Origin of the sequence: Gordonia sp. CNJ-863, assembly GCF_001942325.1 — a bacterium.
GTDB classification, from domain to species: Bacteria; Actinomycetota; Actinomycetes; order Mycobacteriales; family Mycobacteriaceae; genus Gordonia; species Gordonia alkanivorans.
Map to the genome: position 1 here is coordinate 55,743 of NZ_MKKG01000014.1, position 26,792 is coordinate 82,534.

The 26,792-nt window shown below is 68.1% G+C and carries 22 protein-coding genes and 5 pseudogenes; 18 read left to right on the plus strand and 9 right to left on the minus strand.

From position 1 onward, the window contains the following. Positions 1 to 996 carry a sulfate/molybdate ABC transporter ATP-binding protein gene (locus tag BJF87_RS09350; protein WP_075862981.1) on the plus strand — a complete coding sequence of 332 codons (996 nt, stop codon included), beginning with the start codon at positions 1 to 3 and terminating at the stop codon, positions 994 to 996. A gap of 12 nt (positions 997 to 1,008) precedes the next feature. On the opposite strand, the pseudogene BJF87_RS09355 reads toward BJF87_RS09350, so the two are convergent. Continuing rightward, positions 1,009 to 3,035: pseudogene (locus BJF87_RS09355) on the minus strand (glycoside hydrolase family 15 protein). Between the two features lie 95 nt (positions 3,036 to 3,130). On the opposite strand from BJF87_RS09355, the gene BJF87_RS09360 reads away from it, so the two are divergent. Then, on the plus strand, positions 3,131 to 3,331 hold the full coding sequence (locus BJF87_RS09360; protein WP_035751305.1) for a hypothetical protein: 201 nt from the start codon (positions 3,131 to 3,133) through the stop codon (positions 3,329 to 3,331). Between the two features lie 121 nt (positions 3,332 to 3,452). Here BJF87_RS09360 and BJF87_RS09365 read toward each other — a convergent pair. The 5 genes and pseudogenes from BJF87_RS09365 to BJF87_RS09385 all read right to left on the minus strand — a co-directional run bounded on the left by BJF87_RS09365 (position 3,453) and on the right by BJF87_RS09385 (position 8,939). Then, positions 3,453 to 4,180 (minus strand): annotated as a pseudogene (locus BJF87_RS09365) (sirohydrochlorin chelatase). Next, complete coding sequence (locus BJF87_RS09370; protein WP_006359320.1) at positions 4,177 to 5,472, minus strand: sulfate adenylyltransferase subunit 1; 1,296 nt, start codon at positions 5,470 to 5,472, stop codon at positions 4,177 to 4,179. The pseudogene BJF87_RS09365 and the gene BJF87_RS09370 overlap by 4 nt, the downstream one beginning before the upstream one ends. A gap of 1 nt (position 5,473) precedes the next feature. Next, positions 5,474 to 6,430, minus strand: coding sequence for a sulfate adenylyltransferase subunit CysD (cysD, locus tag BJF87_RS09375; protein WP_006359319.1), 957 nt, complete (start codon positions 6,428 to 6,430; stop codon positions 5,474 to 5,476). Next, positions 6,412 to 7,164, minus strand: coding sequence for a phosphoadenylyl-sulfate reductase (locus tag BJF87_RS09380; protein ID WP_006359318.1), 753 nt, complete (start codon positions 7,162 to 7,164; stop codon positions 6,412 to 6,414). Before BJF87_RS09380 ends, cysD begins: the two co-directional genes overlap by 19 nt. Continuing rightward, the gene (locus BJF87_RS09385) at positions 7,161 to 8,939 is read right to left on the minus strand and encodes a nitrite/sulfite reductase (protein ID WP_075862982.1); all 1,779 of its coding nucleotides are present in this window, start codon (positions 8,937 to 8,939) and stop codon (positions 7,161 to 7,163) included. The genes BJF87_RS09380 and BJF87_RS09385 overlap by 4 nt, the downstream gene beginning before the upstream one ends. A 401-nt stretch (positions 8,940 to 9,340) precedes the next feature. Between BJF87_RS09385 and hemW the strand changes: the two genes are divergently transcribed. Next, positions 9,341 to 10,552 carry a radical SAM family heme chaperone HemW gene (gene hemW, locus BJF87_RS09390; RefSeq protein WP_006359137.1) on the plus strand — a complete coding sequence of 404 codons (1,212 nt, stop codon included), beginning with the start codon at positions 9,341 to 9,343 and terminating at the stop codon, positions 10,550 to 10,552. Positions 10,553 to 10,560: 8 nt separating this feature from the next. On the opposite strand, the gene BJF87_RS09395 is transcribed toward hemW, so the two are convergent. Then, complete coding sequence (locus tag BJF87_RS09395) at positions 10,561 to 11,064, minus strand: type II toxin-antitoxin system VapB family antitoxin (RefSeq protein ID WP_006359136.1); 504 nt, start codon at positions 11,062 to 11,064, stop codon at positions 10,561 to 10,563. A gap of 104 nt (positions 11,065 to 11,168) precedes the next feature. On the opposite strand from BJF87_RS09395, the gene hrcA reads away from it, so the two are divergent. The 15 genes and pseudogenes from hrcA (at position 11,169) to BJF87_RS09470 (ending at position 25,929) form a co-directional block, all read left to right on the plus strand. Further along, positions 11,169 to 12,203: a heat-inducible transcriptional repressor HrcA gene (gene hrcA, locus BJF87_RS09400; RefSeq protein ID WP_006359135.1), complete on the plus strand. Its 1,035-nt coding sequence runs from the start codon at positions 11,169 to 11,171 to the stop codon at positions 12,201 to 12,203. 148 nt (positions 12,204 to 12,351) lie between these two features. Next, entirely contained in the window at positions 12,352 to 13,518 is a 1,167-nt protein-coding gene (dnaJ, locus tag BJF87_RS09405) for a molecular chaperone DnaJ (protein WP_006359134.1), read from the plus strand. Continuing rightward, positions 13,515 to 14,264: a 16S rRNA (uracil(1498)-N(3))-methyltransferase gene (locus BJF87_RS09410; protein ID WP_075862983.1), complete on the plus strand. Its 750-nt coding sequence runs from the start codon at positions 13,515 to 13,517 to the stop codon at positions 14,262 to 14,264. Before dnaJ ends, BJF87_RS09410 begins: the two co-directional genes overlap by 4 nt. Then, the gene (locus BJF87_RS09415; protein WP_075862991.1) at positions 14,261 to 15,055 is read left to right on the plus strand and encodes a S9 family peptidase; all 795 of its coding nucleotides are present in this window, start codon (positions 14,261 to 14,263) and stop codon (positions 15,053 to 15,055) included. The genes BJF87_RS09410 and BJF87_RS09415 overlap by 4 nt, the downstream gene beginning before the upstream one ends. A 39-nt stretch (positions 15,056 to 15,094) precedes the next feature. Further along, complete coding sequence (locus BJF87_RS26625; protein WP_262338917.1) at positions 15,095 to 15,952, plus strand: hypothetical protein; 858 nt, start codon at positions 15,095 to 15,097, stop codon at positions 15,950 to 15,952. A 145-nt stretch (positions 15,953 to 16,097) separates the two neighbouring features. After that, positions 16,098 to 17,186: a PhoH family protein gene (locus BJF87_RS09425; protein ID WP_075862984.1), complete on the plus strand. Its 1,089-nt coding sequence runs from the start codon at positions 16,098 to 16,100 to the stop codon at positions 17,184 to 17,186. Further along, positions 17,183 to 17,764, plus strand: coding sequence for an rRNA maturation RNase YbeY (gene ybeY / locus BJF87_RS09430; RefSeq protein WP_006356722.1), 582 nt, complete (start codon positions 17,183 to 17,185; stop codon positions 17,762 to 17,764). The genes BJF87_RS09425 and ybeY overlap by 4 nt, the downstream gene beginning before the upstream one ends. 2 nt (positions 17,765 to 17,766) lie before the next feature. Next, a pseudogene (locus BJF87_RS09435) lies at positions 17,767 to 19,193 on the plus strand (hemolysin family protein). After that, positions 19,190 to 19,534 carry a cytidine deaminase gene (locus BJF87_RS09440; RefSeq protein WP_075862985.1) on the plus strand — a complete coding sequence of 115 codons (345 nt, stop codon included), beginning with the start codon at positions 19,190 to 19,192 and terminating at the stop codon, positions 19,532 to 19,534. The pseudogene BJF87_RS09435 and the gene BJF87_RS09440 overlap by 4 nt, the downstream one beginning before the upstream one ends. After that, the gene (gene era / locus BJF87_RS09445; protein ID WP_006356725.1) at positions 19,527 to 20,450 is read left to right on the plus strand and encodes a GTPase Era; all 924 of its coding nucleotides are present in this window, start codon (positions 19,527 to 19,529) and stop codon (positions 20,448 to 20,450) included. Before BJF87_RS09440 ends, era begins: the two co-directional genes overlap by 8 nt. A gap of 56 nt (positions 20,451 to 20,506) precedes the next feature. Continuing rightward, positions 20,507 to 21,912, plus strand: a pseudogene (locus BJF87_RS09450) (YhgE/Pip domain-containing protein). 50 nt (positions 21,913 to 21,962) lie between these two features. Next, entirely contained in the window at positions 21,963 to 23,819 is a 1,857-nt protein-coding gene (locus BJF87_RS09455; RefSeq protein ID WP_006356727.1) for a pyruvate kinase, read from the plus strand. A 95-nt stretch (positions 23,820 to 23,914) separates the two neighbouring features. After that, positions 23,915 to 24,729: pseudogene (gene recO / locus BJF87_RS09460) on the plus strand (DNA repair protein RecO). Beyond that, a complete protein-coding gene (locus BJF87_RS09465) occupies positions 24,710 to 25,531 on the plus strand; it encodes an isoprenyl transferase (protein WP_006356729.1) in 822 nt (273 codons plus the stop codon). The pseudogene recO and the gene BJF87_RS09465 overlap by 20 nt, the downstream one beginning before the upstream one ends. Further along, on the plus strand, positions 25,528 to 25,929 hold the full coding sequence (locus BJF87_RS09470; protein WP_006356730.1) for a hypothetical protein: 402 nt from the start codon (positions 25,528 to 25,530) through the stop codon (positions 25,927 to 25,929). Before BJF87_RS09465 ends, BJF87_RS09470 begins: the two co-directional genes overlap by 4 nt. 31 nt (positions 25,930 to 25,960) lie before the next feature. Here BJF87_RS09470 and BJF87_RS09475 read toward each other — a convergent pair whose 3' ends face one another. Beyond that, positions 25,961 to 26,392, minus strand: a complete 432-nt coding sequence (locus BJF87_RS09475; RefSeq protein WP_005199285.1) for a Fur family transcriptional regulator — start codon at positions 26,390 to 26,392, stop codon at positions 25,961 to 25,963. Then, on the minus strand, positions 26,389 to 26,760 hold the full coding sequence (locus BJF87_RS09480) for a helix-turn-helix transcriptional regulator (protein WP_006356731.1): 372 nt from the start codon (positions 26,758 to 26,760) through the stop codon (positions 26,389 to 26,391). Before BJF87_RS09480 ends, BJF87_RS09475 begins: the two co-directional genes overlap by 4 nt. Between the last annotated feature and the right edge of the window lie 32 nt (positions 26,761 to 26,792).

A 26,792-nucleotide genomic window follows, 5' to 3' on the forward strand; every position in this document is an offset into this window, starting at 1 on the left:
ATGTCCATTCAGGTGATCGGCGCGAACAAGCGCTACGGCGACTTCGCCGCCCTCGACAACGTCTCCATCGACATCCCGGACGGTCAGCTCACCTCGTTGCTGGGGCCGTCGGGCTCCGGCAAGTCGACGCTGCTGCGGGCGATCGCCGGCCTCGACACCCTGGACTCGGGCACCGTCCGGATCAATGACAACGACGTCTCGCAGAAGTCACCGCAGAAGCGCGACATCGGATTCGTGTTCCAGCACTACGCCGCGTTCAAACACCTCACCGTGCGCGACAACATCGCCTTCGGCCTCAAGATCCGCAAGCGGCCCAAGAAGGAGGTCGACGCCAAGGTCGACCAGCTGCTCGAGGTGGTCGGACTCTCCGTCTTCCAGCACCGGTTCCCGGCGCAGCTGTCGGGTGGCCAGCGGCAGCGGATGGCGCTCGCCCGCGCACTTGCCGTCGACCCCAAGGTGCTGCTCCTCGACGAGCCGTTCGGCGCCCTGGATGCGAAGGTGCGAGATGACCTGCGCCGCTGGCTGCGTCGTCTCCACGAGGAGGTGCACGTCACCACCGTGCTGGTCACCCACGACCAGCAGGAGGCGCTCGACGTGAGCGACCGCATCGCCGTCCTCAACAAGGGACGCATCGAGCAGGTCGGTACCCCCGACGATCTCTACGACCGTCCGGCCAACGAGTTCGTCGCGTCGTTCCTCGGTTCGACGGTCCGCCTGAACGGCGAACTGGTTCGCCCGCACGACATCCGGATCGGACGCACCCCGGAGATGGCCTCGCCGGCCGCCGACGCATCGCTCGATACCGGTGTGATCAAGGCGACGGTGCTGCGCGTCGTGAACCTCGGCTTCGAGACCCGTGTCGAGCTCGTGGCCGCGACCACGGGCGACGAGTTCGCCGCCCAGATCACCCGCGGCGACCAGAACGCCCTCAACCTGCAGGCCGGGGAGACCGTGTACGCGCGGGCCACCAAGGTCGCGGCGCTGACCGAGGCCTGAACATCTCGATCGTCAGTGATTCGCGGGCTGGAACGTGTGCTGGTGTTCGGCTTCCTCGGCGCGGATCACGTGCATGACCGCGTTGATCAGCGCGAGGTGGGTGAACGCCTGCGGGAAGTTGCCGAGCTGCTGGCCGGTCTTCGCGTCGATCTCCTCGGCGTAGAGCTTGAGGGGGCTCGAGTAGGACAGGAGTCGCTCGCACAGGGTCTTCGCGCGTGACAGTTCGCCGATCTCGACGAGCGCCGACACAAGCCAGAACGAACAGATCGTGAAGGTGCCCTCCTCGCCGGTGAGGCCGTCATCGGTCTCCTCGACCTTGTAGCGCAGCACCAGGCCGTTGTCGGTCAGCTCGTCGGCGATCGCGAGAACCGTTGCGCGGACACGAGAGTCGTCGGGCGGAAGGAACCGCAGCAGCGGCACGAGAAGCAGCGACGCATCGAGCGCGTCGTTGCCGTAGCGCTGGGTGAAGACCCCGCGGTCGTTGACGCCGTGGGCAAGGATGTCGGCCTTGATCTCGTCGGCGATCGCCGCCCACTCGCGGGCGTGCTTCTCCTCGCCGTGCATGGTCGCGAGGCGGGAACCGCGGTCGAGAGCCACCCAGCACATCACCTTCGACGAGGTGAAGTGCTTCGGTTCGCCGCGCACCTCCCAGATGCCGCGGTCGGGTTCGCGCCAGTGCTTGATCGCTTCCTCGACCTGAGCCTTGAGGACGGGCCACAGAGTCTCGGGGACCGCCTCGTGGGACTTGATGTTGAGGTACACCGAGTCCAGCATCGTGCCCCAGATGTCGTGCTGCGCCTGGTTGTACGCACCATTGCCGATGCGGACGGGGCGGGCGCGTCGTAACCGGAGAGGTGGGTGAGCTCTTCCTCTTCGAGCGTCCGCTCGCCGCCGACGCCGTACATCACCTGCAGGGGATGCCGTTCGCCGTTGGTGATGCCGGAGACGTCGGCGATGAAGGAGAAGAAATCGTCGGCTTCACGATCGAGGCCCAGCGTGTACAGCCCCCACAGCGCGAACGTCGAATCGCGCACCCACGCATAGCGGTAGTCCCAGTTACGTTCGCCCTGAGGGGTTTCCGGCAGCGAGGTGGTCGCGGCGGCCAGGAGCGCGCCGGTCGGGGAGTAGGTGAGTCCCTTGAGGGTGAGCGCGGAGCGTTGCAGATGGGAGCGCCACGGATGGTCGGGGAACGTGCCGATGTTGATCCACTGCCGCCACGACTCGGCCGTGGACCACATCTTCTGGGCCGCCTCGTCCCAGTTCTGCGGTGCAGGAAACCGAGACCAGCTCAACGCGACGAACCGGTTGTCGCCCTCGACGAGACGGGTGCGCGCACGCGCTTCACGGCCCTCGAGTCCGAGACGGAGGTCGGTGGTGAGTTTGAGAGTGGGCATGTCCGCGTCGGACTCGGTGTCCTTGGCGGTCGCGATGGCCTCGCCGTAGGCCGGGCCGGTGTACTCCCACTTGGTCGTACCCCGGTGGTAATCGAACGCCGGTTCACAACTCATGTGCAGTTCGACGGTGCCTGACACACACCGCACCGTGCGGAGCAGGATGTGCTCGGCGTCCCAGTCGGTGGGCGTACGGCGATGAGTGCGGGAGCGTCGCTCGTTGTCGTGCCACGGGCCCATGACCAGGGCATCGCGCACGATGATCCAGCCGGTGTCGGTCTGCCACGTCGTCTCGACCATCAGGCTGCCGGGGAGGTACCGGCGGTCGACGGGCACGCTGACGCCGTACGGCGCGAGGCGGAAGTGGCCGGCGCTCCGATCGAGCACCGCCCCGAACACGCTCGGCGAATCGGGACGCGGCACGCACATCCACTCGACGGAGCCGTTGCGGGCGATGAGGCAGTTGGTCTCGGTGTCGGACAGGAACGCGTAGTCGCCGATTGGGGGAAAGGCGCTCCGGTGCGCCGGGTTGGTCGGCGGCATCGGTGCCGGTCCCGGCACGCTGACTCGTGCGGCGTCGGTGCCGGCGCCCTGTGTGGGGGTCGCGGTCGGCAGGGACGTTACGGTGGAGTCATCTGCAACAGACATGGGATCTATCATTGCGACGGGCGCTGTCCGACGCCAGTCGGCCCGAACGGGGCCGGGCAGACAGATGAACCGAATCGGACGGACGAGGTGATGAGGTGACGGCGTTCTTCGCCTGGTGGGACGGCGTGGAGGAGTGGCTGACCGGCCTGTCCTTCGTTCCGCAGCTCTTGGTCACCGTCGCCGTGGTGATTCCGGTCGCGATCCTGCTCGCCTATGTTCTCAATCTCCTGGTCGACCTGGCGGCAACGCTGTTCGACCGCCGACGCTTCGCCGACGACGATGGGACCGGACTGTGAAACTGATGCGCTCGCCGGTCACCCTCGCGCTGCTGGCGTTGCTGGTCCTCGTCGTGATCGCCTGGCTCGTCACGATGTGAGAAGGCCGTCGGACCCCATCGGGGAACGACCTGACGGGCGGTCAGCGCCCGGCGATCACCGTGCGACGCTGTGCGGCCGTGCGATAGAGGCCGCAGATCCCCTCGACGACGTCGGGGTGCGCGCCGAGCGGTCCGGCCACGAGCGTTTCGTCGGCCAGCGCGTCCAGAGCCGACTCGACCCGCTCGATCAGCAGACCGGCCGACAAGAAGTACGGACTGAGTGCGATGCGCTCGGCACCGACGGCCTGGAGTCGACGGACCGCCGTGGCGACGGCGCGGTTGCCCGAACCGAGTTTGGTCGCGAAGACCACCTCGACCGGCCGATGCAGGTACGTGGAGAGTTCGATGGCCCGGCGTCGGACGTGACGGTCGGCGGATTCGTCGGAGGAACCGACCGCCGACAGGATCACGCCGTCGCGCTCGTGAAGCCCGGCTTCGAGCAGACGGTCGGCGAGTGCTGCGGTGAACGACCGGGTGCCGATGACGTCGGTCTGCTGTGCGAACGGCCGGTGCTCGGCGATGATCGCCGGTAGGTCGATCTTGTGGTGATACCCGGCGGACAGCAGCAGCGGGACGACGACCGGATCGTCACCGGTCTCGCTCCCGGTCGCCAGACTTCGCCGACGAGCGGCTCGTCGAGATCGAGGTAGGACAGGACCACCTCGACGCCCGGAAGCGTGGCGGCGACGGCGTCGCGCACACGGCGCGCGGTCGCGCCGAAGCGCGGATCGCGACTGCCGTGTGCGACGAGGACGAGAACCGGACTCACACCAACTCTTTGAGGTGCAGCGGCGCGAGTGCGTCGCCCACCAGGCCGGCGGCGAGGGTGTTGCCACCCTGCGGGTCGATCAGCAGGAAGCTGCCCGACTCGCGGTTCACCTGGTAGTCGTCGGCCGGGATGGGCTCGGCGGTCTGTACCGAGATCCGCACGATCTGGTTGAGCTCCACCGATTCCGGGGCCTCCACGAGCGCCAGGTTCTGCTCGTCGAAGAGGGCGTCGAGCCCACCGACGATGGCCTGCGTCGTCTTGGTGCCGTGTTTGAGGAGCAGACGCGCACCGGGGCGCAGCTGCTTCTCGGCGAGCCAGCAGACGGTCGCGGTGAACTGCTGCACCGGCTCCGGGGCGTCGACCGCGGCGGCGATGAGGTCGCCGCGCGAGATGTCGACGTTGTCGGCGAGCAGGATCGTGACGCTGCGCCCGGTGTGCGCGGACTCCAGCGGACCGTCGGCGGTGTCGATCTGGCTGACGGTGGTTCGCTGACCCGACGGCAGGACGACGACCTCGTCACCCACCGACACCCGTCCGGCGGCGATCTGACCCGCGTAACCGCGGTAGTCGGGGTATTCCGCGGTGCGGGGGCGGATCACGTACTGCACCGGGAAGCGCAGGCCCACCGGGGCACGCTCGGTGAGGTTGGGGACCGTCTCGAGGTGCTCGATGAGGGTCGGGCCGTTGTAGAACGGGGTGTTCTCCGAGCGGTTCGCGATGTTGTCGCCGTGCAGCGCGGACACCGGGATGGCGGTGACCTGGTCGTCGGACCAGCCGAGCGAGCGGGTCAGTTCGGCGAACTCGGCGGAGATCTCGGCGAACACCGATGCCTGATCGTCGACGAGGTCGATCTTGTTGACCGCCAGCACCAGCTGCGGCACACCGAGAAGGGCCATCACCGCGGCGTGGCGGCGGGTCTGCGAGACGACGCCGTTGCGGGCGTCGACGAGCAGGATCACCAGCTGGGCGGTGGAGGCGCCGGACACGGTGTTACGCGTGTACTGCACGTGGCCCGGGGTGTCGGCGAGCACGAAAGAGCGTGCGGGCGTAGCGAAGTAGCGGTACGCCACGTCGATGGTGATGCCCTGCTCGCGCTCGGCGCGCAGGCCGTCGACGAGCAGCGACAGGTCGGGCCCTTCGAGCCCGCGGTCCACCGATGCTTTGGTCACTGCGTCGATCTGATCGGCCAGGACGGATTTCGTGTCGTACAACAGGCGGCCGACGAGCGTCGACTTGCCGTCGTCCACACTGCCCGCAGTGGCGATGCGGAGAAGGTCGGGTGCGTGTCTCATGTCAGAAATATCCTTCGCGCTTGCGGTCTTCCATGGCGGCCTCGGAGACCCGGTCGTCGCCACGGGTGGCGCCGCGCTCGGTCAGCCGCGACGCGGCCACCTCGTCGAGCACGGCCTCGTTGTCGGCGGCGTCGGAGAGCACCGCGCCGGTCGACGAGCCGTCGCCGACGGTGCGGTAGCGCACCGAGAGACGCTGCAGCTCTTCACCTTCGCGGGGTCCGCCCCAGACGCCGGGGGTCATCCACATGCCGTCCCGCAGGAAGACGTCACGTTCGTGGGCGTAGTAGATCGAGGGGAGCAGAACCTGCTCGCGGGCGATGTAGCGCCAGATGTCGAGCTCGGTCCAGTTCGACAGCGGGAACACGCGCACGTGCTCACCCGGGGCGTGACGGCCGTTGTAGAGGTTCCACAGCTCGGGACGCTGACGCTTCGGGTCCCACTGGCCGAAGGCGTTGCGCAGCGAGAAGATCCGCTCCTTGGCGCGCGAGCGCTCCTCGTCGCGGCGACCGCCGCCGAAGACCGCGTCGAAGCGGTTCTCGGTGATGGCATCGAGCAGCGGGATGGTCTGCAGCGGGTTGCGGACGCCGTCGGGGCGCTCGGTGAGCCGGCCGTCGGCGAGGTAATCCTCGACCTTGGCGACGTGCAGGCGCAGGTTGTGACGGTCGACGACGTCGTCGCGGAACTTTAGGACCTCGGGCAGGTTGTGCCCGGTGTCGACGTGCAGCAGCGAGAACGGCAGCGGCGCAGGCCAGAACGCCTTCAGTGCGACGTGGAGGAGGACGGTCGAATCCTTGCCGCCGGAGAAGAGGATCACCGGGCGCTCGAATTCGCCTGCCACCTCACGGAAGACGTGGATAGCCTCGGATTCGAGGGCGTCGAGGGTGGTGAAGTCGTCGGCCTCGGCGGAGACGGTGGTATCGCGGATTGGTTCGGTGACGGTCATGCGTGGAGCCCACATTCTGTCTTGGCGCGACCGGCCCAGCGGCCACTGCGCGGATCGGATCCGGGTTCGGGTTTGGCGGTGCACGGTGCACAGCCGATGGAGGGGTAGCCTTCGTCGACCAGCGGGTTGACGAGCACGCCGTTGGAGTCGATGTAGTCCTGCATCGTCTCGTCGGACCACGCTGCGATCGGGTTGATCTTGACCAGCCCGAAGCCCTCGTCGAACGAGATGAGCGGCGCGTTGGCCCGGGTCGGCGCCTCCACGCGGCGGATGCCGGTGATCCAGGCGTCGTAACCGGCAAGGCCCGCCTTGAGCGGCACGACCTTGCGCATGCGGCAGCATTCGCCGGGATCGCGCGCGAAGAGGTTGCGGCCCAACAGTTCATCCTGTTCGGCGACGGTGTGCTCGGGGTTGAGGTTGACCATCCGAACCCCATACACCTGTTCGACGGCGTCACGGGTGCCGATGGTCTCGGCGAAGTGGTAGCCGGTGTCGAGGAACAGGACCTTGACCGGGTCGCCGCCGAGGTGTTCGCGGTCGATGTTCTTCACCGCGAGATCGACGAGGGCGGCGTCCTGCATGTTCGACGCGACGACGAAGTTGGTGCCGAAGGTCTCCGCGGTCCACCGGATCAGTTCCTCCGGGGTGGCGTCGGGACCGAGGTCGGCCGCGCCCTTCGCCGCGATCGCCCGGAGTTCGTCCTCGCTGTGGCGGCGGCCGGTGGCCGGTGCCGGGGTGCTGATGGTCATCGGAGAGCCTCCTCGTCGGCGCGAACGGCCCACTGCGCGAACCGTTCACCCTCTTCGCGCTGGTCCACGAAGTTGCGGACCACGCGCTCGATGTAGTCGCCGAGCTCGGTGCCGAGCACCTTGTGCTGGCGCAGCTTGCGACCGAAACCGGAGTCCAGGCCGAGGCTGCCGCCCAGGTGGACCTGGAAGCCGTCGGTCTGGTTGCCGTCGGCGTCCTCGACGAGCTGTCCCTTGAACCCGATGTCGGCGATCTGCGACCGTCCGCAGGAGTTGGGGCAGCCGTTGATGTTCACGGTGATCGGCACGTCGAGCTTCGAGTTGATGTCGGCGAGCCGCTCGTCGAGTTCCGGCGCGAGAACCTGTGAACGCTTGCGGGTCTCGGTGAACGAGAGCTTGCAGAACTCGATACCGCTGCACGCCAGCAGGTTCCGGCGCCACTGGGTCGGCCGGCCGTGCAGGCCGAGCGGCTTGAGCTCGTCGATGAGCCACTCGACCTTGTCGTCGGGGACGTCGAGGACGATCAGCTTCTGGTACGGGGTGAAGCGCACGCGGTCGGAACCGACGGCGGCGACGGCCTCGGCGGTCTTGGTCAGGATCGTGCCCGACACGCGACCGGCGATGGGGGAGAAGCCGATCGCGTTGAGTCCGTTGCGCAGCTTCTGCACACCGATGTGGTCGATCGGGCGTTCGGGCTGCACCGGAGCCGGGCCGTCGATCAGCTTGCGGCCGAGGTACTCGTCCTCGAGGACCTGACGGAACTTCTCGATGCCCCAGTCCTTGATGAGGAACTTCAGGCGTGCCTTGGCGCGGAGGCGGCGATATCCGTAGTCGCGGAAGATCGAGACCACGGCCTCCCACACGTCGGGCACCTCGTCGAGCGGGACCCAGGCGCCGACGCGCTGGGCGAGCATCGGGTTGGTGGACAGGCCTCCGCCGACCCAGAGATCGAGGCCCGGGCCGTGTTCGGGGTGGACGACGCCGACGAAGGCGACATCGTTGATCTCGTGGACCACGTCCTGCTGGCCGGAGATCGCGGTCTTGAACTTGCGCGGCAGGTTCGAGTACTTCGGGTCGCCGATGTAGCGGCGGACGATCTCGTCGATGGCCGGGGTGGGGTCGAGGACCTCGTCGAAGGATTCACCGGCGAGCGGCGAACCCAGCACGACGCGGGGGCAGTCGCCGCAGGCCTCGGTGGTCTTGAGGCCGACGCCTTCGAGGCGCTCCCAGATCGTCGGGACGTCCTCGATGCGGATCCAGTGGTACTGGACGTTCTCGCGGTCGGAGAGGTCGGCGGTGTCGCGGGCGAACTCGGTGGAGAGTTCGCCGAGCGTGCGCAGCTGCGCGACGTTGAGTGCGCCGGCGTCGCAACGCACGCGCATCATGAAGTGCTTGTCTTCGAGGATGTCGATGTTCTCGTCGCCGGTCCAGGTGCCGTCGTAACCCTCGGCGCGCTGGGTGTAGAGGCCCCACCAGCGCATCCGACCGCGCAGGTCCTGCTTGTCGATCGAGTCGAAGCCCTGCTTGGAGTAGATGTTCTCGATACGGGCGCGGACGTTGAGGGGGTTGTCGTCCTTCTTGACCTGCTCGTTGGGGTTCAGCGGCTCGCGGTAGCCGAGCTTCCACTGACCTTCGGCGCGGCGCTTGGCCGGGCGTGCCTTGCGGGCGGGACGAGCGCGCTTCTCGGTGCCGGCCTCTCCTGCAGCAGCGGGGTTGACGGCATCAGGCTGTGCGTCCGTGCTGGGGACAGCAGCAGGGGCGTCGGTTGTGGACGTCATGAAATCTCCTGTGCCGGCGCACAGGGCCGGCGTTCATTGCACGAAAAAGTGGGCTGAAACGTGCCGGCATCCCTGGGATTCAGGGATCAATCGGGGCCGAGACGTCGCTAGATGCGACAGAAAGCGCTGTTGACGCGCTTGAGATCAATGTGGCGACGCGCTGCGAGCCACACCCCTGGGAAAATCACGAGGTCCATAGTGCCACGATCTCCATCGCCTCGTCTACTTGGGGTTATTTTCCATCATGATGATGGAAACGCCTCTGCGCCGGCGCGACCGGAGGTCACCTCGAGTCGGTCGAGGACACGCGTCGTTGTTGTTCCCGGCCTGAGCCGCGACGTTGTCCGCCCCGGCCGAGCCGGCGATTTCGGTGCTGACGTCGAGGTCGTCATGATGGAACGGTGAAGGTCGACATCGAAGCAGCCACCCCCGAGCTCACCGCGCAGCTCATCGACGGGGCGTGCCGAGACGTCGACCCCGACGTGCCGTTCGGCCTGTACCTGCACGTCCCGTTCTGCGCGACCCGCTGTGGCTACTGCGACTTCAACACCTACACCGCGGGGGAGCTCGGCTCGACGTCGTCGCCGGAGTCCTGGCAGGAGGCGGTCGCCGCGGAACTGGAGTCGGCGGCCCGGCTGCTGGCGCCGACCCGGAAGGTGTCGACGATCTTCGTCGGCGGCGGTACGCCGTCTCTCCTCGGCGCCGACGGACTCACCCGGCTGCTCGACGCGGTGCGCGCCAACTTCGACCTCGCCCCCGACGCCGAGGTCACCACCGAGTCGAACCCGGAGTCGACGTCGCCGGCGTTCTTCGAGCAGCTGCGCGGGGCCGGGTTCACCCGCATCTCGCTCGGCATGCAGTCCGCCGCCCAGCACGTGCTCAAGGTCCTCGACCGGGTGCACACGCCAGGACGCGCGGTCGCCGCGGCGCGGGAGGCCCGGGCGGCCGGCTTCGACCACGTCAACCTCGACCTCATCTACGGCACCCCCGGCGAGACGGACGCCGACCTGCACACCACCCTCGACGCCGTGCTGTCCGCGGGCGTCGACCATGTGTCTGCCTACGCGCTCATCGTCGAGGACGGCACCGCGCTGGCGCGTCGAATCCGGCGCGGCGAGATGCCCGCACCCGACGACGACGTGCTCGCCGACCGCTACAAGATCCTCGATGATCGGTTGGGTGCCAACGGTTTCGGCTGGTACGAGGTGTCGAACTGGGCGCTCGACGACGCTGGTGCGTGCCGCCACAATCTCGCCTACTGGAACAGCTCGGACTGGTGGGGGATCGGCCCGGGCGCGCACTCGCACGTCAACGGGGTGCGCTGGTGGAACGTGAAGCATCCGGCGCGCTATGCGCAGACGCTCAAAGAAGGCGTGTTGCCCGCGGCGTCGTCGGAACAGCTCACCGCCGAGGACCGCCACATGGAGGCGGTCATGCTCACCACCCGACTCCGGACCGGACTGCCGAACGACCTCCTCGACGACGCCGAACGTGCGAACGCCGAAAAGCTGTGCGCCGACGGCCTGCTCGGCTCGACGGGCGGTGCCTACGTCCTCACCGACGCCGGCCGGCTTCTCGCCGACGGTGTGATCCGCCGCGTGCTCTGGGGCTGAGCCGCGGTTTACCAGGGCCGCTCGGGGCGCGACGGGCTCGTCCAGCCGGTCGATCGGGCGCCTCGACGATGAGCCCCACCACCGCCAGGGGTTTCGGGCGCGCCACGCGGCGGACGGACCGGTTCGGGCGGGACGTCGACGATGCGGGGACGGGCCGGGATCTCGGCGGTGTCGTCGAGCTGCTCCTCGAGGGGGCGCGCGCCCTCGGAGAGGTCGAGGGCGTCGAGATCGAGGGTGCGGGCGTGGATGATGTTGCGGTTCCGCAGCGCCGAGCGCACCGCGCGGTGGAGTCCGTCCTCCAGGTAGAGGTCGCCCTCCCAGCGGACGACGTGCGCGAAGAGGTCGCCGTAGAACGTCGAGTCCTCGCTGAGCAGCTTGTCCAGGGCCAGCACCTTGGTGAGCGTGATCAGCTGGTCGAGTCGCAGCTGTCGCGGTGGGATCTTGGCCCAGCCCCGCGTCGACAGCTTGTGGTCGGGATAGGGCCTGCCCTCCCGCACCCCCTTGAAGATCATGTGACTCCGCGCCGGTTTCGTAGTATGGACGTACCCAGTATGGGACGTACCCAACTCTATGGCCCAACCCCATGGACCGGGACTCGGATCAGGAGGTGTACCGCGTGTCCACAACGGATGACCGTCGATTCGAGATCCTCCGCGCGATCGTGACCGACTACGTCGAATCGCAAGAGCCCATCGGATCGAAGGCACTCGTCGAACGGCATCAGCTCGGGGTGTCGAGTGCGACCGTCCGCAACGACATGGCGGTACTCGAGGCCGAGGGGTACATCACCCAGCCGCACACCAGCTCGGGTCGAGTCCCCACGGACAAGGGCTACCGGATGTTCGTGGACCGCATCAGCGAGATCAAGCCGCTCTCGTCGGCGGAACGTCGCGCCATCCTGTCGGTGCTCGACTCCGGCGTCGACCTCGACGACGTGCTGCGACGCTCGGTGAAGCTGCTGGCCCAGCTGACCCGCCAGGTGGCCGTCATCCAGTACCCGGTGCTGTCGGCGGCCCGCGTCCGGCATCTCGAGGTCGTCTCGCTCTCCCGGTCGCGGTTGCTGCTCGTCGTGATCGTCGACAACGGCCGTGTCGAACAGCGGATGGTCGCGCTGAACGAGGACCACGACGAAGAGGACATCAGTCGTCTGCGTGACATGTTCTCCGCGGCGCTGCACGGCAAACGGCTCGCCGAGGCGTCGGCGGCGGTGGCCGAGCTCGCCAACTCGGCACCCGACGACATCCGGGGTGCGGTCCTCAGCATCGCCACCGTTCTCGTCGAGACCCTCGTCGAACGCGGCGACGACCGGCTGGTGCTCGGCGGCACCTCCAACCTGGCGCGGTCGGCGAGCGACTTCACGCCGGTCGTCGGCGGCATGGACACCGTCCTCGAAGCGCTCGAGGAGCAGGTCGTCGTGCTCAAGATCCTCGCCACGACACAGGACATGGGCCAGGTCACAGTGCAGATCGGAGAGGAGACGCAGACCGAGAACCTGCGTGGGACCTCGGTGGTGTCCACAGGGTACGGTGCATCGGGAACCGTGTTCGGCGGCGTCGGTGTGCTCGGCCCCACACGGATGGACTATCCGGGAACCATCGCGTCGGTCGCAGCCGTTGCCAAATACATCGGTGAGGTGCTCGCCGAACGATGACCGCCGCCCCGGCGACGGACGTCAGGTGAGGGCCCCAACCGGTCGACGGCAGAATCGAGTGGTTCCACTGCGTACCGCGCGGACGTGCGTCCACACCGATGGCGCGCACCGCGTGGGCACCAACTGAGACCGAAGGATCACTACAACCGTGGCACGTGACTATTACGCAATCCTGGGTGTGGCGAAGGGTGCCAGTGACCAGGAGCTCAAGCGCGCCTACCGCAAGAAGGCACGCGAACTGCATCCCGACGTCAACCCGGGCATGGAGGACGAGTTCAAGGAGGTCAGCACCGCGTACGAGGTGCTGACCGATCCGGAGAAGCGCCGCATCGTCGACGCCGGTGGCGACCCCCTCGCGGGTGCGGGTGCCGGGGGGTTCGGCGGATTCGGCGGCGGAGGCGGCGGATTCGGCGACGTCTTCGAAGCCTTCTTCGGCAACGGCGGCGCCTTCGGCGGTGGCGGCGGTTTCGGGTCGGGACGCGGTCCCCGCTCGCGCGTCCAGCCGGGTGAGCCCGCGCTCGTCAACCTCAAGCTCGATCTCGCCGAGTGCGCCCAGGGCGTCAACAAGGAGATCACCGTCGACACCGCGATCCTGTGCGACGCGTGCACCGGGTCGGGAACCAACGGCGACAGCAAACCGGTCGCCTGCGACACCTGCCACGGTGCCGGCGAGATCCAGTCGGTGCAGCGCTCGTTCCTCGGTCAGGTCATGACCGTCCGCGAGTGCCCGACCTGCCACGGCGTCGGCGAGGTCATCCCCGATCCCTGCCACAAGTGCGGCGGCGACGGTCGCGTGCGTTCGCGTCGCACCATGACCGTCCGCATCCCGGCCGGCATCGAGAGCGGCATGCGCGTCCGGCTCAGCGGCCAGGGCGAGGTCGGCCCCGGCGGCGGTCCGGCCGGCGACCTCTACGTCGAGGTCACCGAGCGGCCGCACGAGGTCTTCTTGCGCGACAAGGACGACCTGCACTGCACCCTGAAGGTCCCGATGGTCGACGCCGCGCTCGGTGCCGAGTTCGACGTCGAGACCATTCTCGGCGATCCCGTCACCGTCAAGATCGACCCGGGCACGCAGCCCGGCCAGGTGGTCAAGCTGCGCGGCCAGGGTATGCCGCACGTCAGCTCGGGTGTCCGCGGAAACCTGCACGTCCATCTCGACGTGGTGGTGCCGACCAAGCTCGACAGTGCCCAGACCGACGCGCTCAAGAAGCTCAAGAAGGTGGCGCAGGACGAGATCGAGGTGGTCAACACGTCGGCCGCGGCCGCCCCGGGCGGACTCTTCTCACGACTGCGCAACGCATTCGCAGGCAAGTGAGCCCACCGCTTTTCTGGGCGGACTCCGTCCCTGCCCCGGGTGCCGACCTCATCCTCAGCGGGCCGGAGGGCCGGCATGCGGTGACGGTCGCGCGCCTCGGGGTGGGGGAGCGCATCCTCGTCGGCGACGGCGCGGGATCGGTGGCCGGATGCGAGATCCGGGAGATCACCGGCAAGGGCACCCTCGTCGCGTCGGTGCGTGAGTTCTCCTTCCAGGCGCGTCCCGCCCCGCAGGTGACCCTTGTGCAGGCCTTGCCGAAGTCCGAACGGTCTGAGCTGGCCGTCGATCTCGCGACCGAGGCCGGCATCGACGTGATCGTGCCCTGGCAGGCGATGCGCTGTGTCGCACGGTGGACGGGCAAGGCGGACAAGGGCGTTGCCAAGTGGCGGGCCGCGGCGTCGGCTGCCGCCAAGCAGAGCCGCCGACCCTGGATTCCCGAGGTCACCGACCTCGCCACCACCATCGACGTCCGCGCGCGGTGCGCCGACGCGGTCGCCGCCGGCGGTGTGGTCGCCGTGCTGCACGAGGAGGCGGCGCGGCCCCTCGCCGAACTGCCGCTCGCCGATGCGAGCGAGATCGTGCTCGTCGTCGGTCCCGAAGGCGGACTCGACGACGCCGAGGTCGCCGACCTGACCGCGCTCGGTGCCCATTCGGTGGTGCTCGGCCCGGAGGTGCTGCGTACCTCGACGGCGGCCGCGGTCGCGCTGGGTGCGATCGGTGTGCTGACCGGACGGTGGTCGCGATGAGTACCGTCCGACGCTGCGCCGTACGACGCACCAAGATCGAATACGGCACCGAGCCTTCCCAATTCGGCCACGTATACCTCCCGCGTGACGGCCTCGACCCCGCGACGCCGGCCCGGGTGGTCGTGCTCGTCCACGGCGGCTCGTGGTCGGTGGAGTACGGTTCGACGATCCAGACCGCAGTCGCCCGCACGATGGCCGAACGCGGTGCGGTCGTGTGGAACATCGAGTACCGCCGCGTCGGGGAACCGGGCGGCGGCTGGCCGAACACCGGGCGCGACGTGGTCGAGGCGATCCGGGCCCTCGACGGCTCGGTGCGCGATGCGCTGCAAGAACAGGACGTCGACCTCCGCGCGATCGACTTCTCCTCGGTGGGCGTCGTCGGGCATTCGGCCGGAGGCCAGCTCGCAGTGTGGGCCGTCGGCAAGCTCGGCGCACGTACCGCCTCGACCACCATCACCACCGTCGTGGCCCAGGCAGCGGTCCTCGACACCGTCTCCGCGGCAGACAAGGAATCCCTGCGCGCCCTGATGGGCCGCCCGTACAGCGAGTCACCGCGCCGCTACGAAGAGGCATCGCCCATGCTCGCGCCGGTCTTCGACGCGCACGTCGTCGCGATCACCGGTGACGACGACGACCTCGTGCCCGACGTGGTGAGCCGCCGGTACGTCGACGACGCGATCTCCCGCGGACAGTCGGCCGAACTGATCGTCGTACCCGGTGAAGGTCATGAGGCGTTCGTCGACCCGCGCACCGATTGTGCGCGGCAGACGATCCGGGTGCTGGGGATCTAGGGATATGGCTTGCCGTCGGAGCGGGCATAGTCACTTGGCATGACCGACCAGTCCACACCGGTACCCGAATGGGCGAGGATTCGCGTCCACACCCGACGGACGTATGTGGCCTTGGCCCTCTTCGGAGCCCTCGGACTGTTCTGGCTGTGGCACCTGGCGCGATCGCTGGCTGACAGTCGCTTTGTGGACGGGGCGTTCTACGTGTGCGCGTCGGCGGCCTGCGCAGCCGTGCTCTGGGCGTCTGTGCTCGTCTTGAAGAACCGTGCACGGTCCATCGCGGCGCCAGGGACGGCTGATTCGGTTCCGGGTGGGGTTCGGTTCTCGACATCGCGTGGACTTCGCGTGGCCTACCGCATGGCTATGACTTTCATCGCCATCTCGTCCGGCTTGTTCGCCGTCGGTACCTGGCTTGGACAGTTCGACTTCTCGATGAGCTCTGGGCAGAAGTTGATCTTGCCCCTGGCCGCTGCCGCGGTTGCCAGCTACGCGGTTGGTGCGCTGACTTGGTTCGCGGCGGGATTTCTGCGGTATCCCGGCGTTGAGGTTTCCCCAGATGGGCTGTCCACCAACGGGTTTCGGCTGAAACAGACGGTCACGTGGGATGATGTCGCGGACATCGTTCCTCTTGCAGACGGGAAGAACCCGGAGATCGATGTTGTCCTGAAGGATCGTGCACGGGCCGGCGTCGACATTTTCTACCGGGGTCCATTTGCACCGGCGTATCTGCAGGCTCAACGTTCTGTGCGCATCACCGCCGATCTCTTCGCCAGTGGAGCCCTACCCCTGCTGGACTTCCTGGACTACTACGCCTCCAGTCCCGACGATCGTGCCGAGCTGGCCGACGGTCGGGCTCTGCGTCGGTTGGCGTCGATGGGGCAACCGGCAGCGGACCGCTGAGACGGTCCCGAAATATTGCCTGCTGATCGGCTGTTGCATAGCGATACACTGACCACACAACTGCACGTTTCCTTCAGTGAATCCCCACTGTGGGGTGACGGACCCGTGCAGTCCACAACCGCAGACCCCAGGAGTGATTTCATACGTGAGTGACGACAACCCCGACCCGAGCGGGCAATCCAGCCGTACGCAGCCGCGCCGGTCTGGGGTCACATCCAACGTCGAAGTCTCTCCCGGAGTGGTGTTCGGGCTGCTCGGCGCCAGTGACGTCAACCTTCGGACGCTCGAGCAGCTGCTTCCCGCCGACATCCACGTGCGCGGCAACCAGGTGACGTTGACCGGCGAGCCCGCCGATGTCGCCGCCTCCGAACGCGTCATCGCCGAACTCACCGACCTCGTCGGACGTGGCACCCCGCTGACCCCGGACCTCGTCCGGCACAGCGTGTCGATGCTCTCCGACGGCGGCCAGGAATCGCCCGCCGAGGTGCTGTCGCTGGACATCCTCTCGCGCCGCGGCAAGACGATCCGGCCCAAGACGCTGAACCAGAAACACTACGTCGACGCCATCGACGACAACACCATCGTGTTCGGGCTGGGTCCGGCCGGCACCGGCAAGACCTATCTCGCGATGGCCAAGGCCGTGCAGGCCCTGCAGTCGAAGTCGGTCAACCGCATCATCCTCACCCGCCCGGCCGTCGAGGCCGGCGAACGCCTGGGCTTCCTGCCGGGCACGCTGAGCGAGAAGATCGACCCGTATCTGCGTCCGTTGTACGACGCCCTGCACGACATGATGGACCCCGAGGCGATCCCGAAGCTGATGGCAGCCGGGGTCATCGAGGTGGCTCCGCTGGCCTACATGCGCGGCCGCACGCTCAACGACGCCTTCATCATCCTCGACGAGGCGCAGAACACGACGAGCGAGCAGATGAAGATGTTCCTGACGCGCCTGGGCTTCGGCTCCAAGGTGGTCGTCACCGGTGACGTGACCCAGGTCGACCTCCCGGGCGGTGCGAAGAGCGGCCTGATGGCGGCGACCGCGATCCTCGAGGGCATCGACGACATCCACTTCTCCCGGCTCACCAGCCAGGACGTCGTCCGGCACCGCCTGGTCGCCGACATCGTCGACGCCTACGGTCGCGCGGAGGAGAATCAGCGCACCGGTGCACGCATCGACGCCGCGATCGGCGGCAACCGCGCGGCGCGTCGTGCGGCTTCTCAGGGGCGTCGCTCATGAGCATCGAACTGGCCAACGAGTCCGGGGTCGAGGTCCCGGCCGAGCTGATCATCGACGCCGCGCGGTTCGCGGTGAACGCGATGGACGTGAACCCCGGCGCGCTGCTGTCGGTCCTCTGCGTCGACGAGGACACCATGGCCGACATGCACGTGCAGTGGATGGATCTTCCCGGACCCACCGATGTGATGAGCTTCCCGATGGACGAGCTCGTCCCGGGCGGCCGTCCCGACGCCACCGATCTCGGTCCGGCGATCCTCGGCGACATCGTGCTGTGTCCCGAGTTCGCCCGGAAGCAGGCTCGCGAAGCGCGGCGCTCCTTCGAGCACGAACTCGCGATGCTCACCATCCACGGCGTGCTCCATCTCCTCGGCTACGACCACGCCGAGCCCGAGGAAGAGCGCGAGATGTTCGGGCTGCAGAACGAGATCCTCGACGCCTTCTACGCCGACCGGCACCGGCGCGCGCAGGATCAGCGCCAGACCGACCGTGATTCGCGGCTGCTGTCCAACATCGGATTCACCGGAACCGAAGCGGGGTCCGGGGACGCGGGGACGACCGGACGGTCCGAGGAGGACTGAGCGTGCCCTCCGACTATTGGTTCATCGTGGCCGCAGTCGTACTGATCGGGCTCGGCGGTTTGTTCGCCGCAGTCGACACCGCGGTCTCGACTGTCTCCACGCCCGCGTCGACGACATGGTCCGGGAAGGTCGGGCCGGCGCACGCCGCCTCGCGATCATCCTCGACTCCCGCGCCACCTACCTCGGGCTCGTGGTCCTGCTGCGAGTGGCCTGCGAGGCCGCGGCCGCCGCACTGATCGCCGTGGCGGCGACCCGATGGCTCGGCGTCGGTTGGGGTCTCGTCGTGGCGATCACCGCCATGACGGTCATCTCCTATGTCGCCATGGGCGTCGGGCCGCGCACCCTCGGCCGCCAGCACGCGTACACGATCGCGCTGTCGACGTCGTACCTGTTGTCGGCGCTGGGCATCCTGCTGAAGCCGGTGACCCGCCTGCTGATCCTCATCGGTAACGCCCTGACCCCGGGCCGCGGCTTCCGAAACGGCCCGTTCGCCACCGAGATCGAGCTGCGCGAGGTCGTCGACCTCGCCGAGGCGCGGGGTGTGGTGGCCGCCGACGAGCGCCGGATGATCCACTCGGTCTTCGATCTCGGCGACACCAGCGCACGCGAGGTCATGGTGCCGCGGCCGGAGATGGTCTGGATCGAGGCCGACAAGAACGTCCTGCAGGCCACCAATCTCGCGACACGGTCGGGGCATTCGCGTATCCCGGTCATCGGCGAGAACACCGACGACGTGCTGGGGATCGTCTACCTCAAGGACATGGTCCAGCGGACGGTCGCCACGCGGACCGACCCGACCACGCTGCGCGTCTCCGACATCATGCGCGACGCGGAGTTCATCCCGGATTCCAAGCCGCTCGACAAGGTTCTCGCCGACATGCAGCTCACGCGCAACCACATGGCGATCCTCGTCGACGAGTACGGCGGCATCGCCGGGCTGGTGACGATCGAGGACGTCCTCGAGGAGATCGTCGGCGAGATCACCGACGAATACGACACCGACGAACTCGCACCCGTCGAGGATCTCGGCGACGGATCGTACCGTGTGTCGGCGCGCCTTCCTGTCGAGGATCTCGGCGAGCTGTTCGACGTCGAGATCGAGGAGGAAGAGGTCGAGACGGTCGGCGGACTCGTCGCGCTCGAACTCGGCCGGGTCCCGCTGCCCGGAGCCCGGGTCAAGTCGCACGGCCTGCAGCTCGTGGCCGAGGGCGGTCCCAATCGCAAGGGACGCCAACGCATCATCACGGTCCTCGTCACGCGCGTCCCCGGGTCCGGTGCCGACGGCCAGGATTCGCAGCGCCACGAATCCTCCGGCGGTCGAGGGCATTCCGGCCGGCAGGGTCGCCATGACCGGACCGCGGCCCGCGAACACGAGGACGAGGCCCACCGCAACAACCACGAGCAACCGACAGCAAGGATGAATCAGTGACCGAGACCCTCGCCGACGAGGATCAGAAGCTCGTGGTGCTCGCCCGCGGAGCACTCGCGCGTGCCGAGGCGCGTTCCGGAGCGGCCGTTCGTGACGGCGACGGCCGCACCTATGCGGGGGCCGAGGTCCGCACCAAGACCCTCACGCTCAGCGGCCTGCAGGTCGCGGTCGCCTCGGCGATCTCGAGTGGGGCCACCGCCTTCGAAGCGGCGGTGCTCGTCAACGGCGACGCCGACGATCCCGGTCTCGCGACCCTGCACGAACTGAGCCCGCAGGCCTACATGTACGTCACCGATGCCGCCGGCCGGCCGCAGCAGCGACTCGGCGGCGCCGATGTCTGAGTCCGCCCCCGAGTTCCGTTCCGGCTTCGTCTGTTTCGTCGGCCGCCCCAACACCGGCAAGTCGACGCTCACCAACGCGTTGGTGGGGGAGAAGATCGCGATCACCTCCAACCGGCCGCAGACCACACGCCACACCATCCGCGGCATCGTCAACCGGCCCGACGCGCAGCTCATCCTCGTCGACACCCCGGGACTGCACCGGCCGCGCACCCTGCTCGGCAAGCGGCTCAACGAGCTGGTCCGCGACACGTACTCCGAGGTCGACGTGATCGGCGTCTGCATCCCGGCCGACGAGGCGATCGGCCCCGGCGACCGCTGGATCATCTCGCAGGTCCGCGAGATGGCTCCGCGCACCACGCTTCTCGGCGTCGTCACCAAGATCGACCGGGTCGGCCCCGAACAGGTCGCCAAACAGCTCATGGCGCTCTCCGAACTCCTCGGCCCCGACGCCGAGGTGGTGCCCGTGTCGGCCAAGTCGGGCAAGCAACTCGACGTCCTGAGCGACCTGCTCGTCAGCCTCATGGAAGAGGGCCCGGCGTTCTATCCCGACGGTGAGCTCACCGACGAACCCGAACAGGTTCTCATGGCCGAGTTCATCCGCGAGGCCGCGCTCGAGGGCGTCCATGACGAGCTGCCGCATTCGCTCGCCGTGGTGATCGAGGAGGTCATCGACCGCGAGGACCGGCGACCGGACCAGCCACCGATGGTCGACGTCCACGCGGTGCTCTTCGTCGAGCGGGACAGCCAGAAGGGCATCATCATCGGGCGCAAGGGAGCGCGCCTGAAAGAGGTCGGTACAGTTGCGCGCGCACAGATCGAGCGGTTGCTGGGGACCAAGGTCTACCTGGATCTGCACGTGAAGGTCGCGAAGGACTGGCAACGCGACCCCAAGCAGCTCCGCCGACTGGGCTTCTAGACGAGAAGATTGACGGCACCGTCCTCGCGGACAAGGGCCGCGGGGGAGGTACGTCGATGGGAACGCACGAGTCGCAGGAGACCTCCGACACAGGTCGCGGAGCGCACGAGGCGCCGGAGGTCGAGGAACCGACCGGACGGACCATCGCCGGGGTGCTCGGATCGCCCCGGTTCTGGCTCGCTCCGCTGATCCTCGTCGCGGTGCTGTTCTCGCTCATGGCCGCGCTGTACATGTCGGCCGTCGTCGACCCGCAGCGCCACCTCCACGACTTCCCGATCGCCCTCGTCAACGAGGACTCCGGCGGCGAGGTGACCGGCGCCGACGGCAAGGCCACCGAGCAGAACATCGGCGGTCAGGTCGCCGACGGCATCATCTCCTCGGCCGCCGACAACGGCATCGTCGTCCGGCGCACCGATCGGTCGACCGCTCTCGGCGAACTGAACAGCGGCAAGGTGTACGGCGTCGTCATCATCGGTTCGAACTTCACCAATCGTGCAGTCGCGCTGGGACGTTCGACGGTGCTCCCGGCGCAGCGACGCGCCCCGCCATCGACATCTTCATCAACCGCGGGTCCGGCGCCTTCGCGTCGTCGATCACCACGACGTTCGCCGAGCAGGTGACCACGCGGGTCAACGCCGAGGTCGGGCAGCAGCTGACCGCGCAGGTGCGCGAGCAGCTCGACCGCAACGACGTCACGTTCACCGGTGCCGCTCAGCTCGCGCTGGCGAGTCCGGTCTCGGTCTCGGTGTCGGAGCCGACGCCGCTGCCGCAGGGCGCCGGAAACGGATTGTCGGCGTTCTACCTCACGCTGCTCCTGGTGCTGGCCGGCTTCACCGGCGCGATGATGGTGAGCATCGTCGTCGACGGCATGCTCGGTCAGACGCCCATCGAGTACGGCCCGTTCTACCAACTCCGCGAACGTCTCGCGATCAGCCGCTGGGCGACGCTCGCCGCCAAGTGGACCATCATGTTCCTCGTCTCGGTGGTGCTCTCGACCCTGTTCATCGCGGTGGGCTCGTGGGTGGGTACGTCACTGCCGAACGCCTTCGTGCTGTGGCTGATCTCGATCCTCGCGATCTTCGCGGTCGGGGTGAGCGCGAGCGCGATGATGGCCGTGTTCGGCAACGCCGGCCTGCTGTTCAATCTCGTGTTCTTCGTCGTGTTCGGCCTGCCGTCGTCGGGCGGAACACTGCCGCTCGAGGCGAGTCCGCGGTTCTTCGAGTGGATCGCGGCGATCGAGCCGATGCACGTCATCTACCTCGGCGTTCGGTCGGTCCTGTACTTCGACGCCGACCTGTCCGCCGGGCTCGCGCGGTCGGTCGTCCAGTGCTTCATCGGCCTGCTCCTCGGCGTGCTGCTGGGTCTGCTCGGCACCAAGTACTACGACCGCAAGGGTTGGCACCGCTACCCGGGTGGCATGACGCTCCCGCCGAAGCTCGACAAGATCGTCAACGCGGGCTGACCGGGTTCTACGCCCCGCCCCCTTGCGCGGAAACCTGGCACGGTGGATGCATGGGTACGTCGGTGGAGATGTCGATCGCGGAGATGTCGGCCGCTTTGCACGACCTGCGGGACGAGCTCGACCGTGCGGAAGAGCTCGCGGGGCCGCTGATCTCCGCGGTGGCCGAACAGCATCGGCAGAGCGCGCGCAACCTCGTGCACTACGTCACGGTGCGACGGCGGGATCTGCGTCCGCTGCAGTCGTCGATGGCCGCCCACGGGTTGTCGAGTCTCGGCCGGATGGAATCGATCGTCTACTCCTGGATCGAGACGGTCATCGAGACCGTCGACGCCCTCGCCGCAGGCAGACGCAGACACCCGATCTGGGGTGATCTCTCCGACGGGGTACGGGTTCTCGGCGCCAACCGCGACCAGTTGTTGGGCAGCGTGCACCCGGGTGGGGCCGACGACGTGACCGCCGACCGGCCCGGCGACGAGCACGGTAGACGAGCCAGCCGGGTGATGGTCACGATGCCGACCCAGGCCGCCGACGACCCGGATCTGGTGCGACGCATGGGCGAGGCCGGGATGGATGTGGCACGGGTGAACTGCGCCCACGACGGACCCGCCGGATGGGCGCGGATGATCGAGTCGGTGCGCGGACTCCCCGGGCGCGTGCGTGTCGCGATGGATCTGGCCGGGCCCAAACTCCGCACCGGACCGCTCGAGCCGGGACCGAAGGTCGTCAAGGTGAAACCCGTCCGAGCCGACGACGGGACCGTCGAACGCCGATCACGGGTGCGGATGAGTACGACCCCGCCCGATCCCGATCACGCCCTGCCCGACGGCATCGACGCGATCATCCCGGTCGACGACCTCGGCGCGGTGTGCCAGGGCGACCGACTCCGGCTTCGCGACGCACGCGGTCGCCGTCGACGCCTGGACGTCGTCGCGGTGTCCGAGGCCGGGATCGACGGCGAATGCGATCGCACCGTCTACTACCGGACCGGGGCGTCGATCACGGGAAAACGGCTCCGCGGAAAGGCTCTCGTCGTCGGGGATTTGCCGGAGAAGCGCCAGCATCTGCTGATCCGCACCGGCGACGAGATCCGACTCCAGCGTGACCTCGCGCCCTCACCCGCGACCAGGGTCGGACCACATCGGATCGGATGCGAACTCGGGAACGCCTTCGACGATGTCGAACCGGGGCACCGGGTGCTGTTCGACGACGGGAAGATCGCCGGACGCGTGCGCGAGAGGTTCGACGACGAGATCGTCGTCGACATCGAACGCGCCGGCCCGAAGGGCACCAAACTGCGAGCCGAGAAGGGCGTCAACCTCCCGGACACCACTCTCCACATCCCCGCGCTGACACCGGAGGACCGCGCAGCTCTCGAGTTCGTGGCGACGCACGCGGACATGGTCAACTTCTCGTTCGTCCGGTCGCCGGAGGATGTCGCCGACCTCATCGCCGAACTCGAGCGCCTCGACGCCCGGAACGTCGGGATCGTGCTCAAGGTCGAGACCCGCGCCGCGTTCGAATCGCTGCCGCAGATGCTCTTCGAGGCGATGCGATGGGATGCGGTCGGCGTGATGATCGCGCGAGGGGACCTCGCCGTGGAGGTCGGGTTCGGCCGGCTGGCCGAGGTGCAGGAGGAGATCCTGTGGCTCTGCGAGGCCGCGCACATTCCGGTCATCTGGGCCACGCAGGTTCTCGACGGCCTGGCGAAGAAGGGTGTTCCGTCTCGTGCTGAGGTCACCGACGCCGCGATGAGCCGCCGTGCCGAGGGGGTCATGTTGAACAAAGGTCCGTACATCGTCGAGGCCATCGAGGCGCTCACCTCGATCCTCGACCGGATGGGCGGCCACGTCGAGAAGAAACGGTCGCTGCTGCGTCCGCTCACCTCGTTCGACATCAGCCCGCGCTGACCCACTGCTGCTCGAGTAGACCCGAGCTTGCGAAGGGCGTATCGGAAGGGCATGTCGGGGTCGGCGGTGTCGGTGGACGGTGGGACAATCGGCGGGTGAGGTTCTACCGGGATGAGGCCGTCGTGCTCCGCCAGCACAAGCTGGGCGAAGCCGACCGCATCATCACCCTGCTGACCGCGGAGCACGGGCTCGTGCGCGCGGTCGCCAAGGGGGTGCGCCGGACACGGTCGAAGTTCGGCGCCCGTCTCGAACCCTTCGCCCACATCGACGTGCATCTGTACCCGGGTCGCAGCCTCGACGTCGTCACCCAGGTGCACAGCCTGCACGCCCTCACCGACGCGATCGTCGCCGATTACGGGCGCTACACGACGGCCTGCGCGGTCCTCGAGACCGCCGAGCGGCTGGCGGGTGAGGAACGCGCACCCACCCGCCAGCTGCACCGCCTCACGGTGGGTGCGTTGCAGGCGCTGGCCGAGGACCGTCGGCCGCGGGAACTGATCCTCGACGCCTACCTGCTGCGCGCCATGTACAGCGCCGGCTGGATGCCCGCGCTGGAGGAATGTGCGCGCTGCGCCAACCCCGGTCCGCACCGGGCCTTCCACGTCGCCGCCGGCGGGGCGGTGTGCCTGCACTGCCGGCACCCGGCTCGGCCACCCCGTCGCCCGGCGTGCTCGACCTCATGGACGCGCTGTTCCGCGGTCAGTGGGAACACGTGGAGGAATCGTCGAACTCCCTGCGCCGCCAGGCCAGCGGCCTCACCGCCGCGCATCTGCAATGGCATCTCGAACGTCAGCTCCGAACCCTGCCGCTCATCGAACGCACGGCGCCTCATAGGCTGATGGAAACGGGTGTCGAACCAGTGGTGGACGACGGGGTGAGGAGAGTCGACGATGGCGTTGCGGCCGGGTAGTTCGTCGAAGGGACGCAAGCCGACGAGCCCACGTACGGAGGTTCGTGCCCCGGATCCCCATCCCAGCGGTGCTCGGCCCCCGGCCATTCCCGCCCAGTTCGTGCCCAAACACGTGGCTCTGGTGATGGACGGCAACGGGCGCTGGGCCACCGACCGCGGACTGCCGCGAACCGAAGGACACAAGCGCGGTGAGGCCGTCCTGATGGACACCGTCTGCGGCTGCATCGAATTGGGCGTCGGATGGCTGTCGGCCTACGCCTTCTCGACCGAGAACTGGTCGCGCAGCCCCGAAGAGGTGCGTTTTCTGATGGGCTTCAACCGCGACGTCATCCGCCGGCGCCGCGACGAGATGCACGAGATGGGCGTTCGTGTCCGCTGGGCGGGTCGCCGACCCCGACTGTGGCGCAGCGTCATCCGCGAACTCGAGATCGCCGAGGAACTGACCAAGGACAACACCGTGATGACGCTGACGATGTGCGTCAACTACGGTGGCCGCGCCGAGATCGCCGACGCCGCCCGTGAGATCGCCCGTCGCGCCGCACGTGGCGAGATCGATCCCGAGCGCATCACCGAGTCGACCTTCGCGCGTTACCTCGACGAGCCCGACATGCCCGACGTCGACCTGTTCCTGCGTCCGTCGGGTGAACAGCGCATCTCGAACTTCCTGCTGTGGCAGTCGGCCTACGCCGAGATGGTCTACCAGGAGAAGCTGTTCCCCGACTTCGACCGCCGCGACCTGTGGGACGCGTGCCTCGAGTACGCCTCCCGCGACCGTCGCTTCGGTGGGGTGAACCCGTCGTGACCGATGCCGCCGCACTGCTCGAACGTACCGCCGTCATCGTGGCCGAGCTCGGTCCCGTCGACCGACCCGACGCGGAATCGGTTGTGGTGCAGGTCGGTCCGACGCGTGCATCGATCCGGGTGCTGACGCTGTCGGACGGCCTCGACGTCCTCGCCGTGACCCAGATGGTGGCCATGGACCTGCCCAACACCCCGACCCTGCGCGACGACGTGGAGGCCTTCGGCGCTCAGTTGAGCTTCGGGAGTCTGCGTCGGTCCGATCCGGCCGGTGTCACGACAGACGTGTTGCAGTACTACACATTTCCAGCGGGCCGACTCGACGACCTGCCGCTGCTGACGGTCCTGCACATCGTACTCGCCGCCGGGGTCGACGCCGCCGAGCGACTGGTGGCGACGTAGCACTTCCGGACTGAGGTCGCTCCACGCTGCGTCAGTTGCGCTGGCACCCTTGGCAGTTCGCGCACAGGCCGAAGACCTCGACCGTGTGATTGATGTCGGTGAAGCCGTGTTCGGCGGCGATGGTCGCGGCCCACTTCTCGACCGGGTCGGCCTGCACCTCGACGGTGGTTCCGCAGTTGCGGCACACCAGGTGATGGTGGTGTCCCGACGAGCAGTGGCGGTACCGGGTTTCGCCGGACCCGTCCCACAGGACGTCGATCTGACCGGCCTGGCTCAGGGCCTGCAGGTTGCGATACACGGTGGTCAGGCCGATGGACTCGCCTCGGCCCTTGAGGATCTCGTGGAGTTCCTGGGCCGAGCAGAAGTCGTCGGTGCCGGCGAGGGCGTCGGCGATGGCCGCGCGCTGGCGCGTCGAACGGACTCCGGTGACCGGCTGCGGGCCGGATGCCTCGACGCCGGTCATTCGGACACCACCGACGGGCCGCGGTTGGTCTCGTTCGCGTGGACCAGTGCGTCGACGACGATGTGGGCGACGTGGTCGTCGAGCAGTTCGTAGGTGATCTCGCGACCGTTGCGATGGCCGCGGACGACGCCGGCGTCCTTGAGGACGCGAAGGTGCTGGCTGACGAGCGGCTGGCTCAGACCGAGGTGGCCGACGAGTTCGTGCACACACTGGACGCGCTCACGCAGAGAGAGCACGATCGCGACGCGGGTGGGGGAGGCGAGAGCCCGCAACAGATCGGCGGCGGCTTCCCGTGCGGCGGCGTCGGAGTCGTCGGCCGGTCCGGACGCGCCGAACTGCCCGGATCCCTTGATGGGTTCAGCCGACATGTCACTCCTCCCGGAACGCTCGCGTCACAGCA

Coding starts and splice junctions, on each gene's coding strand:
- BJF87_RS09350 (WP_075862981.1), top strand. CDS start 1: ATGTCCATTCAGGTGATCGGCGCGAACAAGCGCTACGGCGACTTCGCC.
- BJF87_RS09370 (WP_006359320.1), bottom strand. CDS start 5,472: ATGAGACACGCACCCGACCTTCTCCGCATCGCCACTGCGGGCAGTGTG.
- cysD (WP_006359319.1), bottom strand. CDS start 6,430: ATGTGGGCTCCACGCATGACCGTCACCGAACCAATCCGCGATACCACC.
- BJF87_RS09380 (WP_006359318.1), bottom strand. CDS start 7,164: ATGACCATCAGCACCCCGGCACCGGCCACCGGCCGCCGCCACAGCGAG.
- BJF87_RS09385 (WP_075862982.1), bottom strand. CDS start 8,939: ATGACGTCCACAACCGACGCCCCTGCTGCTGTCCCCAGCACGGACGCA.
- BJF87_RS09395 (WP_006359136.1), bottom strand. CDS start 11,064: ATGATCTTCAAGGGGGTGCGGGAGGGCAGGCCCTATCCCGACCACAAG.
- BJF87_RS09415 (WP_075862991.1), top strand. CDS start 14,261: ATGAGTACCGTCCGACGCTGCGCCGTACGACGCACCAAGATCGAATAC.
- BJF87_RS26625 (WP_262338917.1), top strand. CDS start 15,095: ATGACCGACCAGTCCACACCGGTACCCGAATGGGCGAGGATTCGCGTC.
- ybeY (WP_006356722.1), top strand. CDS start 17,183: ATGAGCATCGAACTGGCCAACGAGTCCGGGGTCGAGGTCCCGGCCGAG.
- era (WP_006356725.1), top strand. CDS start 19,527: ATGTCTGAGTCCGCCCCCGAGTTCCGTTCCGGCTTCGTCTGTTTCGTC.
- BJF87_RS09455 (WP_006356727.1), top strand. CDS start 21,963: ATGGGTACGTCGGTGGAGATGTCGATCGCGGAGATGTCGGCCGCTTTG.
- BJF87_RS09465 (WP_006356729.1), top strand. CDS start 24,710: ATGGCGTTGCGGCCGGGTAGTTCGTCGAAGGGACGCAAGCCGACGAGC.
- BJF87_RS09475 (WP_005199285.1), bottom strand. CDS start 26,392: ATGACCGGCGTCGAGGCATCCGGCCCGCAGCCGGTCACCGGAGTCCGT.
- BJF87_RS09480 (WP_006356731.1), bottom strand. CDS start 26,760: ATGTCGGCTGAACCCATCAAGGGATCCGGGCAGTTCGGCGCGTCCGGA.